The organism is Rhodopseudomonas sp. NSM, from assembly GCF_052445935.1.
Taxonomy (GTDB): Bacteria; Pseudomonadota; Alphaproteobacteria; order Rhizobiales; family Xanthobacteraceae; genus Rhodopseudomonas.
In genome coordinates this window covers 880,847-895,559 of record NZ_JBQTCH010000001.1, presented here as the reverse complement: position 1 = coordinate 895,559, position 14,713 = coordinate 880,847, and the positions used below count along the sequence as shown (strand labels likewise).

Genomic DNA, 14,713 nt, shown 5'->3' with positions numbered 1-14,713 from the left:
CCCTGATGACGCTGACGTCCGACAACACCGAAGCCGACATGCGGCACCGCATCCTCGTGGTTGCGGAGCGGCTGTTCCGCCAGATCGGCTATCAGAAGACCACCGTGGCCGATATCGCCAAGGTGCTGCAGATGAGCCCGGCGAATGTGTATCGCTTCTTCGATTCGAAGAAGGCGATCCACAAGGGCGTGGCGCGGCATCTGATGGGTGAGGTCGAGCAGGCCGCGGACAGCATCGCGGCGGCGCGCGGCCCGGCGGCGGAGCGGCTGCGAGATCTGCTCACCACGGTGCACCGCATGAACACCGAGCGCTATGTCGGGGACGAAAAGCTCCACGAGATGGTCGCGATCGCGATGCAGGAAAACTGGGACGTCTGCATCAACCACATGGAGTGCATCACCGCCGCGATCGGCGAGGTGGTGGCGCAGGGCGCGGCGAGCGGCGAATTCGACGCGCCGGATGTGCCGCTGGCCGCGGGTTGCGTCTGCACCGCGATGTTGCGCTTCTTCCATCCGCAGATGATCGCGCAGGCGTTCGAGAAGGAGGAGCCGTCGCTCGATCAGCTGATCGACTTTGTGCTCGCCGGACTCGGTGCTAGGAAGCGTGTTGCTGCGATCGAATAATTGCGAGGATCCTCGGTGACCGAACTGCACTTCTATGAACCCTCCAACGGCCATGGCCTCAAGCACGATCCGTTCAACGCCATCATCGCGCCGCGCCCGATCGGCTGGATTTCGTCCTGCGACGCCGAGGGCCACGTCAACCTCGCGCCCTACAGTTTCTTCAACGCCCTGAACTACACGCCGCCGCTGATCGGCTTCTCCTCGACGGAGCGGAAGGACACCGTCGCCAACATCGAGCAGACCGGCGAGTTCGTCTGGAATCTGGTGACGATGGATCTGGCCCATGCAATGAATGCGACGGCAGCAACGGTGCCCCAAGAGGTCGACGAGTTCGAATTGGGCAAGCTCACCAAGCTGCCGAGCCGCCTGGTGAAGCCGCCGCGCGTCGCCGAGAGCCCGGTGTCGTTCGAATGCCGGATGTCCGACATCATCCAGCTCAAGGCCGCCGACGGCACCAGGACCGATGCCTGGCTGACGATCGGCGAGGTCGTCGCGGTGCATATCGACAAGCGGCTGATCCGGGACGGCATCTATCAGACCGCATTGGCCCGCCCGATCGTCCGCGCCGGCCGCCGCGGCGACTATTTCGAGATCCGGCCCGACGCGATGTTCGAGATGCCGCGCCCCGCCTGATGCGCTGCCGCGAAAATCCGTCGCCCGCGCGCCCGCGTTGACCTGCGGCGCGAACAGCCGCACCATGACCGAAAATCCCCACGGGGGCGCGCGTGACTGCTCTGAGCCATCGCCAATCGGAAATTCTCAATCTCGCCCGCGCTTCGGGGCGGGTGATGGTGGACGATCTCGCCCGCCGGTTCGAGGTCTCCGCGCAGACCATCCGCAAGGATCTCAACGATCTGTGCGACCAGCGCTCGCTGACGCGGATTCACGGCGGCGCCATCATCGCTTCCGGCGTCGAGAATCTGGCTTACGAGGCGCGCCGCTTCGTCGCCGCCGAGGAAAAGCGCGCAATCGGTGTCGCAGCGGCGGCGCAGATTCCGGATGGCTGTTCGCTGTTCATCAATATCGGCACCACGACCGAGGAAGTCGCGAGCGCGCTGACCTCGCACCAGGACCTTCTGGTGATCACCAACAACCTCAACGTCGCGATGCTGCTGTACAAATATCCGCGGATCGAGGTCATCGTCGCCGGCGGCACGGTGCGCCGCGCCGACGGTGCGGTGATCGGCTCGGCGGCGATCAGCCTGATCGGCCAGTTCAAGGTCGACTACGCGATCATCGGCGCCTCGGCGATCGACGAGGAGGGCGCGCTGCTCGACTTCGACTACCGCGAGGTGCAGGCGTCGCAGGCGATCATCGCCAATGCGCGCAGCGTCATGCTGGTCGCCGACTCGACCAAGCTGCGGCGCAGCGCGCCGGTGCGGATCGCGCATCTCAGCCAGATCCAGACCTTCGTCACCGATGAGCCGCTGCCGCCGGCGTTGCAGAGCATTTGCGACGCGCGCGGCATCGAAGTGATCGAGGCGTTGCCCAGGTGCGCTGACGATCTCGACGAGAGCGCCGCCTAGCCGGCGGCCCCGACCGCAATCTAAGGTTGTTGAAGTCCGGGCGGGGCATGATCGCCCCCCAATACCCGCTTGCTTTCGTTTTTGATTGTGCTTTATTCTTTCGCGAAACAAATTCGACCAAAGCGAAAGCTGCACTGCAGCAATTTCGCAAGAGGCCAAGGGAGCGTCCGTGGCGAAGGTTTTCGATCTCGCGATTATCGGCGGCGGGATCAACGGCTGCGGCATCGCGCGCGACGCGGCCGGCCGGGGAAATTCCGTCTTCCTCTGCGAGATGAACGACCTCGCCAGCGGCACCTCGTCCTGGTCGACCAAGCTGATCCATGGCGGGCTGCGCTATCTCGAATATTTCGAGTTCCGGCTGGTGCGCGAGGCGTTGATTGAGCGCGAGCGGCTGTGGCAGATCGCGCCGCACATCATCGGCCCGCTGCGCTTCGTGCTGCCGCATCATTCCGGTCTGCGTCCGGCCTGGCGGCTGCGGCTCGGGCTGTTCCTGTACGACTATATCGGCGGACGAAAACTGCTGCCGCCGACACGCTCGGTCGATCTCGCCCACGACGAAGTCGGCAAGCCGCTGATCCCCGGGCGGTTCACCCGCGGCTTCGAATATTCCGACTGCTTCGTCGACGATGCGCGCCTGGTCGTGCTCACCGCGCGCGCCGCCGCCGAGCGCGGCGCCGAGATCCGCACCCGCACCCGCGCGGCGCAGGTTCGGCAGAGCGACGGCATCTGGGAGGTGACGCTCGAAGACACGCAGAGCGGCGTGCGCAACACGATCCGGGCGCGCGCGCTGGTCAATGCCGCCGGCCCATGGGTCGAGGCGGTGCTGGCCTCCGGCGCCGGCGTCAACGCCGCCTCCAAGGTGCGGCTGGTGCAGGGCTCGCACATCGTGGTGCCGAAGCTGTACGATCACGACCGCGCCTACATCTTCCAGAACGCCGACGGCCGCATCGTGTTCGCGATTCCCTATCAGGGCGACTTCACCCTGATCGGCACCACCGACCGCGACTATGACGGCGATCCCTCCCAGGTGAAGGCGACGGCGGAAGAGGTCAGCTACCTCTGCGACGCCGTCAGCGCGTATTTCGCCAGCCCGGTGAAGCCGGCGGACGTCGTCTGGACGTTTTCGGGCGTGCGCCCGCTGTATGACGATGGCGCCAGCGAGGCCAAGGCCGCGACCCGCGACTACGTATTCGAGCTCGACACACCGGGTGGCGCGCCGGTGCTGTCGATCTTTGGTGGCAAGATCACCACCTATCGCCGGCTCTCGGAAGAAGCGCTGGAGAAACTCGCGCCGTATCTGACGGGCAAATCCGCGAAGGAAGGCTGGACCGCGCACCAGCCATTGCCGGGCGGTGATTTTCCGGTCGACGGCGCGCCGGCGCTGATCGCCGGACTGATGCGCGACTACCCGTTCCTTTCCGCATCGCACGCGCATCGCCTCGTCCACGCCTATGGCACGCGCGCGCGCGATCTGCTCGGCGCGGCGCGATCGATGGCCGATCTCGGCTGCGACTTCGGCGCCACATTGACGGAGGCGGAAGTCCGCTATCTGATGAGCCGCGAATGGGCATGCAGCGCGGATGACATCGTGTGGCGGCGCTCCAAGCTCGGCCTGCGGCTGCCGCCATCCGCGCTCGCCGCCATCGATCAATGGATCGCCGCGCACCGCGGTTCTGACAAGCCCCAGCAGCAGGCGGGAGGCCGGGCATGAGCGTCAGCCTGGAGAACGTCACCCGGACGATCGACGGCGTGCCGGCGATCTGCGACGTGTCGCTGACGCTGGAGCGCGGCACGCTGAGCGTGCTGCTCGGGCCGACGCTGTCGGGCAAGACCTCGATCATGCGGCTGCTCGCCGGGCTCGACAAGCCGAATTCCGGCCGTGTGCTGGTCGACGGCCGGGACGTCACCGGAATCGACGTGCGCAAGCGGTCGGTGGCGATGGTCTATCAGCAGTTCATCAACTACCCGTCGCTGACGGTGTACGAGAACATCGCCTCGCCCCTGCGGGTGCAGGGCAAGCCGCGCGCCGAGATTGAACGGCGCGTGCAGGAGGCGGCGCAGCTGCTCAAGCTCGAGCCGTATCTGAAGCGCACGCCGTTGCAGCTCTCCGGTGGTCAGCAGCAGCGCACCGCGATCGCCCGCGCGCTGGTCAAGGGCGCCGATCTGGTGCTGCTCGACGAGCCGCTGGCCAATCTCGACTACAAGCTGCGCGAGGAACTGCGCACCGAACTGCCTCGGATCTTCGAGGCGTCCGGGGCGATCTTCGTCTACGCCACCACCGAGCCCTCCGAGGCGTTGCTGCTCGGCGGCCGCACCATTTGCATGTGGGAGGGGCGGGTGCTGCAGACCGGCCCGACGCCGCTGGTCTATCGCCAGCCCGACACCATGCGGGTCGCGCAGGTGTTTTCCGATCCGCCGCTCAACATCGTCGGCGCCGAGAAGAGGGCCGGGACGGTGCACTATTCGGGCGGCGTCGAAGCGCCCGCCATTGGCGTATTCGCGGGCCTCGGCGACGGCGCCTATCGGGTCGGCTTCCGCGCTCACCAGATCGAGGTCGCGCGCGGCCATGCCGATCGCCATGGGTTTCAGACCACGGTCGCGGTGACGGAAATCACCGGCTCGGAGAGCTTCGTGCATCTTAAGCGCGGCGACGACAACTGGGTCGCGGTGCTGCACGGCGTCCACGAATTCGAGCCCGGCCAGACGTTGGACGCGGTGCTCGATCCTGCCAATCTGTTCGTGTTCGACGCGGCCGACCGCCTGGTCGCCGCGCCGAAGCCGATGTGACGGAGAGGCCGATGGCGCGCATCGATCTCGTCGACCTCGCTCATTCGTATCTCGTCGGCGACGATCTGCCACCGGCCGCCTATGCGCTGAAGCCGGTGTCGATGACGTGGCGGCAGGGCGGCGCCTATGCGCTGCTCGGCCCCTCCGGCTGCGGCAAGACCACGCTGCTCAACCTGATCTCCGGCATCGTCACGCCGTCGCGCGGCAAGATCCTGTTCGACGGCAACGACGTCACGAGGCTGTCCACCCGCGAGCGCAACATCGCGCAGGTGTTTCAGTTTCCGGTGATCTACGACACCATGACGGTGCGCGAAAATCTGGAATTCCCGCTGAAGAACCGCGGCGTGCCGAAGCCCGAGATCGACAGGCGCGTCGCCGAGATCGCCGACCTGCTCGATCTGACGCCGCATCTGAATCGGAAGGCGACGCGGCTCACCGCCGACGCCAAGCAGAAGATCTCGCTCGGCCGCGGGCTGGTGCGCTCCGACGTCGCCGCGATCCTGTTCGACGAACCGTTGACGGTGATCGATCCGCATCTGAAATGGGAGCTGCGCTCGAAGCTGAAGGCGCTGCACCGCGCGCTCGATCTGACGATGATCTACGTCACCCACGACCAGACCGAGGCGCTGACCTTCGCCGACACCGTCGTCGTCATGCACGACGGCCGCGTGGTGCAGAGCGGTACGCCGGAGGAGCTGTTCGAGAAGCCGGCGCACACCTTCGTCGGTTACTTCATCGGCTCGCCCGGCATGAACATCGTGCCGGCACAGATTCGTGGCCGCGAGGCGCTGATCGACGGCCACGCGGTCGCGCTGGCGCGCGGCTACGACGATCTTCCGGCTGGCGCCAAGATCGAGATCGGGGTGCGGCCGGAATTCGTGCACCTGACCGCGAAGGCGCCGGGACTGCCGTCCGGCCACATCGAGCGGATCGACGACCTCGGCCGAATTCGTTTCGCCTGGGTGCGGGTCGGCGGCGTGCGCTTCGCCGCGCGGGTGCCGGACGGCTTCTCCGCCGACGGCGACGAGGCCGGGCTGATGATCGAGCCCTCGCGCATCCACGTCTATGCCGACAGCGTGATCGTCGAAGGCCGTGCATTGGAGCAGGTCGCCTGATGGAGAAGATCGTCAACCAGAGAGCCTGGCTGCTGGTGCTGCCGGTGTTCGCCATCGTCGCCTTCTCGGCGATCCTGCCGCTGATGACGGTGGTGAACTATTCGGTGCAGGACACTTTCGGCAACAACCAGTTCTTCTGGAACGGCGTCGGCTGGTTCAAGGAACTGCTCGATCCCTCGACCGATCTCGGCGGCCGCTTCTTCGCGTCGCTGGGGCGCAATCTGGCGTTTTCGGCGATCATCCTGGCGATCGAGGTGCCGCTCGGCATCGTGGTCGCGCTGTCGATGCCGCGGCGCGGCTGGTCGGTCGCGTTCTGCCTGGTGATCATGGCGCTGCCGCTGCTGATCCCGTGGAACGTGGTCGGCACCATCTGGCAGATCTTCGGCCGGCCCGACATCGGCCTGCTCGGCTACACGCTGAACAGCCTGGGCATCAATTACAACTACGTCTCCAACGAATTCGACGCCTGGGCCACGGTGGTGGTGATGGACGTCTGGCACTGGACCAGCCTGGTGGCGCTGCTGTGCTATGCCGGCCTGAAATCGATTCCGGACGCGTATTACCAGGCGGCGCAGATCGACGGCGCGTCGCGCTGGGCGGTGTTCAAGGCGATCCAGCTGCCGAAGATGCACCGCGTGCTGCTGATCGCGGTGCTGCTGCGGTTCATGGACAGCTTCATGATCTACACCGAGCCGTTCGTCGTCACCGGCGGCGGGCCGGGCAATTCGACCACCTTCATCTCGATCGAGCTGGTCAAGATCGCGCTCGGCCAGTTCGACCTCGGCAAGGCCGCGGCGCTGTCGATCGTCTACAACCTGATCATCATCATCGTGTGCTGGGTGTTCTACACCGTGATGACCAACGCCGGCGCCGAGCGCCGCCCGGCCGAAGGGAGCGTGTGATGCATTCGATCCCCGGCCGCCGCATCATCCTTGCGCTGTATCTGCTGTTCCTGATGCTGCCGATCTATTGGCTCGTCAATATGAGCTTCAAGACCAATGGCGAGATCGTCTCGACGATGACGCTGTGGCCGCATCAGCCGACGCTGGAGAACTACCGGACGATCTTCACCGATCCGAGCTGGTATTCCGGCTACATCAACTCGCTGCAATACGTCGTCATCAACACCGTGTTGTCGATCTCGTTCGCGCTGCCGGCGGCCTACGCGTTCTCGCGCTACCGCTTCCTCGGCGACAAGCATCTGTTCTTCTGGCTGCTGTCGAACCGGATGGCGCCGGCCGCGGTCTATGCGCTGCCGTTCTTCAACCTGTATTCGGCGATCAACCTGTTCGATACGCCATGGGCGGTGGCGCTGGCGCATTGCCTGTTCAACGTGCCGCTGGCGGTGTGGATCCTCGAGGGCTTCGTCTCCGGCGTGCCGCGCGAGATCGACGAGACCGCGTTTCTCGACGGCTATTCGTTTCCGCGCTTCTTCGTCAAAATCCTGATGCCCCTGATCGCCAGCGGCATCGGCGTCGCGGCGTTCTTCTGCTTCATGTTTTCGTGGGTCGAATTGCTGCTGGCGCGGACGCTCACCTCGGTCAACGCCAAACCGATTTCCGCGGTGATGACCCGCACCGTATCTGCCGCCGGCATGGACTGGGGCCTGCTCGCCGCCGCCGGCGTGCTCACCATCATTCCGGGCGCGCTGGTGATCTGGTTCGTCCGCAACTACATCGCGCGCGGCTTCGCGCTCGGTCGGGTGTAGGGATTTGAGAATGACGCTTCATCACCGTCATTGCGAGGAGCGAAGCGACGAAGCAATCCAGAGGCGCCGTGCGCTGGACTCTGGATTGCTTCGCTGCGCTCGCAATGACGAAGCGAGTGGGGGTTGAACATGGATCACTTCGCCTGGATGGCATGGACCTGGCCGACCGCGATCTTCTTCATGGCGCTGGCCGGCACGCTCGGCACCATGACCTGGCTCGCGGTCGCCTATCCCGAGGTCGAGCGGGTCGGCGTGCTGCGGTTTCCGACCACCCGCGGCGACCGGCTGTTTCTGTCGCTGATTCTCGCCGCCGTGATCCACCTGGTGTGGATCGCGGTGGTCGGGACCGATCCGCTGCTGACGCTGCCGGTCGGAGAAGGAGTCGAAGTGTCGAGCCTGTGGCTCGCCACGCTGCTGTCGCTGCTCGCGGCCGTTGCGGTGTTCCGCACGGTCTGAGCGGTGAATGAGAAGCAGATCCGGGATCAACCCGGACCTGAACTTGTCGCTCAACGGAGGAACCAAGGATGCGAGATTTGATCGGACGTGACGTTCAACGCAGCCGGTTGCGGCTGATGACGATGGCGAGCGCTGCGGCACTGCTTGCGGCCTCGATGACGCTGGCGGCGCCGGCATCGGCCGCCGACGATGCCGTGCTGAAGAAGTGGATCGACGAGGAATTCCAGCCCTCGACGCTGTCGAAGGACGAGCAGCTCAAGGAGCTGCAGTGGTTCGCCAAGGCGGCCGAGCCGTTCAAGGGCATGGACATCAACGTCGTCTCGGAGACCATCACCACCCACGAATACGAAGCCAAGACGCTGGCCAAGGCGTTCAGCGAGATCACCGGCATCAAGCTGAAGCACGACCTGATCCAGGAAGGCGACGTGGTCGAGAAGCTGCAGACGCAGATGCAGTCCGGCAAGAACGTCTATGACGGCTGGATCAACGACAGCGACCTGATCGGCACGCATTTCCGCTACGGCCAGACCATCGCGCTGTCGGACTACATGACCGGCGAGGGCAAGGACGTCACCAATCCGGGGCTCGATATCGACGACTTCATCGGCCGCTCGTTCACCACCGGCCCCGACAAGAAGATGTATCAGCTGCCGGACCAGCAGTTCGCGAACCTGTACTGGTTCCGCTACGACTGGTTCACCAATCCCGACTACAAGGCGAAGTTCAAGGCGAAATACGGCTACGACCTCGGCGTTCCGGTCAACTGGTCGGCCTATGAGGACATCGCCGAGTTCTTCACCAACGACATCAAGGAGATCAACGGCGTCAAGGTCTATGGCCACATGGACTACGGCAAGAAGGATCCCTCGCTCGGCTGGCGCTTCACCGACGCCTGGCTGTCGATGGCCGGCAACGGCGACAGGGGCCTTCCGAACGGCCTGCCGGTCGACGAATGGGGCATCCGGATGGAAGGCTGCCGTCCGGTCGGCTCCTCGATCGAGCGCGGCGGCGACACCAACGGCCCCGCCGCCGTCTATTCGATCGTGAAGTATCTCGACTGGATGAAGAAGTACGCCCCGCCGCAGGCCCAGGGCATGACCTTCTCGGAGTCGGGTCCGGTGCCGGCGCAGGGCAACGTCGCCCAGCAGATCTTCTGGTACACCGCCTTCACCGCCGACATGGTGAAGCCCGGCCTGCCGGTGGTGAACGCCGACGGCACGCCGAAATGGCGGATGGCGCCATCGCCGAAGGGTGCGTACTGGAAGGAGGGCATGAAGCTCGGCTATCAGGACGTCGGCTCCGGCACGCTGTTGAAGTCGACGCCGCCGGACCGCCGCAAGGCGGCGTGGCTGTATCTGCAGTTCATCACCTCGAAGACGGTGAGCCTCAAGAAGAGCCATGTCGGTCTCACCCTGATCCGTGAGAGCGATATCTGGGACAAATCGTTCACCGAGCGGGCGCCCAAGCTCGGCGGTCTGATCGAGTTCTATCGATCGCCGGCCCGCGTGCAGTGGTCGCCGACCGGCAACAACATCCCGGACTATCCGAAGCTGGCGCAATTGTGGTGGCAGAACATCGGCGATGCGTCGTCCGGTGCGAAGACGCCGCAGGCGGCGATGGACTCCCTCGCGGCGGCGCAGGACTCGGTGCTGGAGCGGCTCGAGCGTTCCAAGGTGCAGGGCGATTGCGGTCCGAAGCTGAACAAGAAGGAGACCGCCGAGTACTGGTACGAGAAGTCCGCAAAGGACGGCAATATCGCGCCGCAACGCAAGCTCGCCAACGAGAAGCCGAAGGGTGAGACCGTCGACTACGACACCCTGATCAAGTCCTGGCCCGCCTCGCCGCCGAAGCGGGCGGAGGCGAAGTAAGCGCGCGCTTCAGTCCAGCGTTCGCTCTCACCAACGTCATGCCCGGCCTTGTGCCGGGCATCCACGAGCTGCAAAGCTCGGCGCACCAAGAACGTGGATGGCCGGGACGAGCCCGGCCATGGCGGGGAAATGAGCGAGACCAAACAAAAAGGCCGGGAGCAATCCCGGCCTTTCTTTATCAGTAAGGTCTCTCAACGAGTCATTCCGGGGCGCTCGCGTCAGCGAGCGAACCCGGAATCTCGCAACAACTTCTGGATTCCGGGTTCGCGCTTCGCGCTCCCCGGAATGACGACTGGGAATGGGTTCTTTCGCCGAGCACGGCCTGCTCCCTCGCCCCGCTCTTGCGGGGAGAGGGCTGGGGTGAGGGGCGACACGCGCACTGAGTCTCGGCCGCGTGGAAACGCCCCCTCACCCGACCGGCTTCGCTGCGCGATGCCGGTCGACCTCTCCCCGCACGCGGGGAGAGGTCACAATTACTGCGCCGCCTGCGCCGATTCCAGCGTCGGGTAGTCGGTATAGCCCTTGGCGCCGCCGCCGTAGAAGGTCGACTTGTCCGGATCGTTGAGCGGCGCGCCGGTCTTTAGGCGTTCGACGAGGTCGGGGTTGGAGATGAACGGCTTGCCGAACGCGATCAAATCGGCGGCGCCGGACTCGAGGTGCTTGTCGGCGAGCGCGAGGTCGTAGGCGTTGTTGCCGATATAGGCGCCGCTGAAGCGCTTGCGCAGGGACGCGTAGTCGAACGGCGCGATGTCACGCGGGCCGCCGGTGGCGCCCTCGATGACGTGGATGTAGACCAGCTTCAGCTTGTCGAGTTCGTCGACGATGTAGTCGAACAACGCCTGCGGATTGGAATCCGAGACGTCGTTGGCCGGCGTCACCGGCGAAATCCGGATGCCGGTGCGTTCGGGTCCGATCTCCCTGGCGACGGCAGCCGCCACTTCCAGCATCAGCCTGGCGCGGTTCTGGATCGAGCCGCCATATTCGTCGGTGCGCTTGTTGCTGCTGTCGCGGGCGAACTGGTCGAGCAGATAGCCGTTGGCGCCGTGGATCTCGACGCCGTCGAAGCCGGCGGCCTTGGCATTGGCTGCGGCCTGGCGGAAGCTGTCGATGATGCCGGGAATTTCGCTCGCCTCGAGCGCGCGGGGCTCGGAGACATCGGCGAACTTGCCGCCCACGAAGGTCTTGGTGTTGGCCTTGATCGCCGAGGGCGCCACCGGGGCGCCGTGGTTCGGCTGCAGGTCGACATGCGAGATGCGGCCGACGTGCCAGAGCTGGATGAAGATCTTGCCGCCGCGCTTGTGCACCTCGTCGGTGACCTTCTTCCAGGCCGCGACCTGCGCGTCGGAATAGATGCCGGGCGTGTCCTGATAGCCCTGGCCCTGCTGCGAAACCTGGCTGGCCTCGGTGATCAGCAGCCCGGCGCCGGCGCGCTGACCATAATATTCCGCCGCCAGCGGACTGGGCACGAGCCCCTCGGGAACGGCCCGGTTGCGGGTCAGCGGCGCCATCACGACGCGGTTGGCAAGGGCGATCGGGCCGAGCTTGTAGGGCTCGAAGAGCTTGGAATTCGACATGGGGGGCCGTCCTGAAAATTGCGGATGGCCTCGAACTGGGGGCGAAAAGCCGGAAACACAATGGCTTTGGCCAAAATAGATGCGCCGGCATGAAGTTTGGGGCGCGATTCCGAAAGACCCGGTCCCGTGTGGAAGAAAACGGCTGGGAAGGGGCTCGGCGGAGGCAATTTCAGCTCCGCCGAGCGTCAGGTCACGTCGGGATGCGCTCGGTGCGCGGGCGTGTTCAGGCGACCGCGGGACGCTGGCGGCGGAAGAACCAGAACGCCAGCGGCGCCACGAACAGCGTGCCGAAGGCCGGCACGGCGGCGACCCGCAGGATCTCGCTGGCCCCGAGGGTTTCTCCACCGATTCCGAATCTGCCGAGCACGATGGCGATCACCAGCGTGATGATCGGCGCGACGACGATGGTACCGGCACCTGCGGCCTGCGACACCAGTCTACCGGCCGGGGCGGCGGTTGCGGCCACACGCGCCAGCACGATGGCGGCGGCGAAAGCGAGTGCTGTAAGCACCAAGAGAAAGGTCATTTCCAGTTTCCTGTTTGGTCGGGCGTCCTTTCCTGTGCGGCGCGCAGGGCGCGCAGCGTGGAAAAGATGTCCGGGATCTATGCGAAGGGAGACACTTCGAACGGCAACAGGATACTTTATTGCACCGCACAGACCTTGATCTAGCGCAGATCGAAATAGGACAGATCGCCGCGATAGCGTCGCTTTGGAGGTATCAAATGGGTGCAACAGGCCTTTAGATACCGCAAAATGGTATCAGAAGCTGATCGCAGGGGCGGTCTGCACCCTTCGAATGCGCATAGCTTCGGATCGCACGGGACGAGACCAGTTCGAGCCGTTCTGCGGGCGCGGCGGCCTGCGACTTTCGTCGCGGCTCACCCCGTTGGCTTCTGCGCCCCGCGCAATCTCCCGACCACGCCGGTCGGGAAAAAATACACGCTGGCGACGAACAGAAGCCCGAGCCACAGCAGCCAGCGGTCCGGGTGCAGCAGTCCCGGCAGCAGCGGCAGACCGAGGTCGGCGGCGGCGGTCGAGGCCGCGCCCATCAGCGCCTGCAGGTAATTCTGCGCCAGGATGAAGATCGTGGCGCCGATGATCGCGCCGTAGATCGTGCCCATGCCCCCGATCACCACCATCAGCAGGATGTCGAGCATGATCGAGAAGCTGAGCGAGGTGTCCGGTCCGGCATAGCGCAGCCACATCGCGTTGAGGATGCCGGCGCAGGCGGCGACGAGCGCGGCGATCACGTTGGCGTAAGTCAGGTGGAAGACGGTGCGGTAGCCCAGCGCCTCGGCGCGGAAGCGGTTCTCGCGGACCGCCTGCAGCACGCGGCCGAACGGCGAGTTCACCACCCGCAGCAGCCCCAGGATCATCGCCGCGCAGCCGACGAGAATGATGTAGTAGGTCAGGGTGCGGCCGCTGACCCGGACGCCGAACAGGTCCTTGATGAACACCGTGCCGGGCTGCAGCAACTCCGGCAGGGTGAAGCTGCGGCCGTCCTCGCCGCCGGTCAGCCACGACAATTGCGACGCCAGCACCAGAAAGGCGGAGGCGACTGCCAGCGTGATCATCGCGAAGAAGATCGCCTCGACGCGCAGCGAGAACAGCCCGATGCCGAGCGCCAGCAGCGCCGCCAGCGGCAGGCCGATGACGATTCCGGTCGCCACCGCGCCCCAGCCCGGGCCCATCGTGTACAGCGCGATCGCCAGCGCGTAACTGCCGATGCCGTAGAACATCGTGTGCGCGAACGACACCGTGCCGGTGTAGCCGAGCAGCAGATCGTAGGACGCCACCAGGGCCGCGAAGATGCAGATCTTGGCGGCGACGTTGAGCGGCTTGGCGCCGGGAAACACGAACGGCGTGATCGCAAGCAAGACCACGATCGCGATCAGGATCAGCGCCAGCACACGGCTGCGCGGCGGATCGCCAGAGAGCAGCATCATCGGCTCGTCACCGCATAGAGCCCGCGCGGCCGCCACATCAGGATCGCGACCATCAGCAGGATGTTGGAGACCAGCGCCAGCTTCGGCACCAGGAAGCCGCCGTAATTGGCGACCATCGCGACCAGCAGCGCGCCGATGAAACAACCGCCGACCGAGCCGAGACCGCCGATGATCACCACGATGAAGATCAGCACGGTGAGCTCGTTGCCCATCGAGGCGTGGACCTGCTCGCGATACAGCGCCCACATGATGCCGCCGAACCCGGCCAGCGCCGAGCCGACCATGAACACGCCGAGGAACAGCCGCTTGATGTGATAGCCGAGCGCCTCGACCATCTCGCGGTTTTCCACGCCGGCGCGGATCAGGAGCCCAATTTTCGTGCGGTTCAGCACCAGCTGAATCGCCACGAACACCGCGATCCCGACCAGCAGCACCAGCAGGCGATATTTCGCGATCGCGATATCGCCGATGATGAACGAGCCGCGCAGCGCGGTCGGCAGCGGCAGCGGGATGATCTGCGGCCCCCACAATGCATAAAGCGCCTGCTCGGCCACGATCAGTCCGCCGGTGGTCATCAGGATCTGCTTCAGGTGCTGGCCGTAGACCGGCAGGATCAGCACGCGCTCGACGACGAGGCCGAGCGCGCCGGACACCGCCATCGCGGCCAGCGCCGCCGGCACCAGCACGGCGAGATTGGTCAGCAGCGAATCCGCACTCGACATTCCCGCGAGCGGCAGCAGCACCAGCGTCGCCACATAGGCACCCACCGCGATGAAGGCGCCGTGGCCGAAATTCAGCACGTCCATCAGCCCGAACACCAGCGTCAGGCCGGACGCCATGATGAAGATCATCATCCCCATCGCGAGCGAAGCGACCGTCAGCGTCACCCACGAGCTGAACGAGCCGACCAGCGGCAGCATCAGCAACGCCAGGATCAGCGGCAGCAACACCGGCGCGAGATCGCGCTTCGGCTTGGGCAGGGCGTCGGAGACGGAGGGGATGTCGGTCATGCTGACACCGCCGTTGTCGACGTTTCCGTCATTGCGAGGAGCGAAGCGACGAAGCAATCCAACTCCGTGCACGGAGCCGCTGGATTGCTTCGCTTCGCT

14 protein-coding genes are annotated in these 14,713 nt (G+C 65.4%); 10 read left to right on the top strand and 4 right to left on the bottom strand.

Annotation, left to right across the window (positions count from 1 at the left end):
• Positions 1–5: 5 nt before the first annotated feature.
• The 10 genes from ACTZWT_RS04100 to ACTZWT_RS04055 all read left to right on the top strand — a co-directional run bounded on the left by ACTZWT_RS04100 (position 6) and on the right by ACTZWT_RS04055 (position 10,083).
• A complete protein-coding gene (locus tag ACTZWT_RS04100) occupies positions 6–623 on the top strand; it encodes a TetR/AcrR family transcriptional regulator (protein ID WP_444768415.1) in 618 nt (205 codons plus the stop codon).
• Between the two features lie 15 nt (positions 624–638).
• Positions 639–1,256, top strand: coding sequence for a flavin reductase family protein (locus tag ACTZWT_RS04095; protein ID WP_444768414.1), 618 nt, complete (start codon positions 639–641; stop codon positions 1,254–1,256).
• 92 nt (positions 1,257–1,348) lie between these two features.
• Entirely contained in the window at positions 1,349–2,149 is an 801-nt protein-coding gene (locus ACTZWT_RS04090) for a DeoR/GlpR family DNA-binding transcription regulator (protein ID WP_444768413.1), read from the top strand.
• Between the two features lie 169 nt (positions 2,150–2,318).
• Positions 2,319–3,860: a glycerol-3-phosphate dehydrogenase gene (gene glpD / locus ACTZWT_RS04085; RefSeq protein WP_444768412.1), complete on the top strand. Its 1,542-nt coding sequence runs from the start codon at positions 2,319–2,321 to the stop codon at positions 3,858–3,860.
• Complete coding sequence (locus ACTZWT_RS04080) at positions 3,857–4,936, top strand: ABC transporter ATP-binding protein (protein ID WP_444768411.1); 1,080 nt, start codon at positions 3,857–3,859, stop codon at positions 4,934–4,936. The genes glpD and ACTZWT_RS04080 overlap by 4 nt, the downstream gene beginning before the upstream one ends.
• A gap of 11 nt (positions 4,937–4,947) precedes the next feature.
• Positions 4,948–6,051 carry an ABC transporter ATP-binding protein gene (locus ACTZWT_RS04075; RefSeq protein ID WP_444768410.1) on the top strand — a complete coding sequence of 368 codons (1,104 nt, stop codon included), beginning with the start codon at positions 4,948–4,950 and terminating at the stop codon, positions 6,049–6,051.
• On the top strand, positions 6,051–6,953 hold the full coding sequence (locus ACTZWT_RS04070; protein WP_444768409.1) for a carbohydrate ABC transporter permease: 903 nt from the start codon (positions 6,051–6,053) through the stop codon (positions 6,951–6,953). The genes ACTZWT_RS04075 and ACTZWT_RS04070 overlap by 1 nt, the downstream gene beginning before the upstream one ends.
• Entirely contained in the window at positions 6,953–7,759 is an 807-nt protein-coding gene (locus ACTZWT_RS04065; RefSeq protein WP_322514279.1) for a carbohydrate ABC transporter permease, read from the top strand. The genes ACTZWT_RS04070 and ACTZWT_RS04065 overlap by 1 nt, the downstream gene beginning before the upstream one ends.
• Positions 7,760–7,888: 129 nt before the next feature.
• The gene (locus tag ACTZWT_RS04060; RefSeq protein ID WP_444768408.1) at positions 7,889–8,215 is read left to right on the top strand and encodes a DUF2160 domain-containing protein; all 327 of its coding nucleotides are present in this window, start codon (positions 7,889–7,891) and stop codon (positions 8,213–8,215) included.
• Positions 8,216–8,283: 68 nt separating this feature from the next.
• A complete protein-coding gene (locus ACTZWT_RS04055; protein WP_444768407.1) occupies positions 8,284–10,083 on the top strand; it encodes an ABC transporter substrate-binding protein in 1,800 nt (599 codons plus the stop codon).
• 473 nt (positions 10,084–10,556) lie between these two features.
• Here ACTZWT_RS04055 and ACTZWT_RS04050 read toward each other — a convergent pair whose 3' ends face one another.
• The 4 genes from ACTZWT_RS04050 to ACTZWT_RS04035 form a co-directional block, all read right to left on the bottom strand.
• Entirely contained in the window at positions 10,557–11,657 is a 1,101-nt protein-coding gene (locus ACTZWT_RS04050; RefSeq protein ID WP_444768406.1) for an alkene reductase, read from the bottom strand.
• 223 nt (positions 11,658–11,880) lie between these two features.
• The gene (locus ACTZWT_RS04045) at positions 11,881–12,183 is read right to left on the bottom strand and encodes a sodium:proton exchanger (protein ID WP_444768405.1); all 303 of its coding nucleotides are present in this window, start codon (positions 12,181–12,183) and stop codon (positions 11,881–11,883) included.
• A 353-nt stretch (positions 12,184–12,536) separates the two neighbouring features.
• Positions 12,537–13,604 (bottom strand): branched-chain amino acid ABC transporter permease, encoded by a 1,068-nt coding sequence (locus ACTZWT_RS04040; protein WP_444768404.1) that lies wholly within the window; start codon positions 13,602–13,604, stop codon positions 12,537–12,539.
• Positions 13,601–14,614 (bottom strand): branched-chain amino acid ABC transporter permease, encoded by a 1,014-nt coding sequence (locus ACTZWT_RS04035; protein WP_444768403.1) that lies wholly within the window; start codon positions 14,612–14,614, stop codon positions 13,601–13,603. Before ACTZWT_RS04035 ends, ACTZWT_RS04040 begins: the two co-directional genes overlap by 4 nt.
• Between the last annotated feature and the right edge of the window lie 99 nt (positions 14,615–14,713).